Origin of the sequence: Streptomyces sp. SID14436 (assembly GCF_010548465.1) — a bacterium.
Taxonomy (GTDB): Bacteria; Actinomycetota; Actinomycetes; order Streptomycetales; family Streptomycetaceae; genus Streptomyces.
The window spans coordinates 1-667 of record NZ_JAAGMD010000619.1 but is presented as its reverse complement, the minus strand read 5'-3'; the positions used below and the strand labels follow the sequence as shown (position 1 = coordinate 667).

Sequence of the window (667 nt, the reverse complement as noted above, 5' to 3'; positions counted from 1 at the left end):
GACCGGGCCCGCACGGCCGGTGCGGGGGACCGCTCCGTGACGCTGTACGAGGCGGCGTTCCTGTCCGGCGGGCCGCGCCGGGTCGCCGACGTCACCCTGGTCGCCATGGCCCGCCAGCGCCGGCTGCTGCTGGCGCACACCGGGTGGGCGACCGTGGTCGACCCCTGCGGCCGGGACGAGATGGAGCGGTCGGTGATAGGGGCGATCGGGCCGGAGGGACAGTCCCCGATAGCGCCGGTCCGGGACGCCGCGGCGACCGCGGAGCCGGTGCGCGGGATCGCCGACCGGCTGGTCGGCGCGGGGCTCGCGGTGCCCGACACGGCGGCCACCACGATCGCCGACGCGGTGCGCCAGGTGCGGCTGGCCGTGCCCGTGGTGCTCGCCCTGGCGGTGACCGCGCTGCTGCTGCCCGTCCCGGCGGACGTCCCGCGCCACCTGGTGGCACTGTGGTTCGCGCTGCCGCTCACCCTCACCCTGAGCTGCCTGGCCCTGGCCCGGGCCGAGGTCCACCCGTACGCGCGCTGGGCGTCCCCGGCCGGCCAGCGGCTGCTGGTCACGCTGCGGGCGGGCGGTGACGGCACGGGCGACGACCGCGCCTACCTCACCTCGGTCGCCGTGCACGGCGTCCGCGCGGTGGGCGAACCGGACCTGCGTGCGGCCTTCGCAC

At 78.4% G+C, this 667-nt stretch carries 1 protein-coding gene; it reads left to right on the top strand.

Annotated elements, in window-relative coordinates; translation table 11 throughout:
* Positions 1-667: TIGR04222 domain-containing membrane protein (locus tag G3I53_RS21750; RefSeq protein WP_164438686.1), on the top strand; the 667-nt coding region annotated here is incomplete at both ends.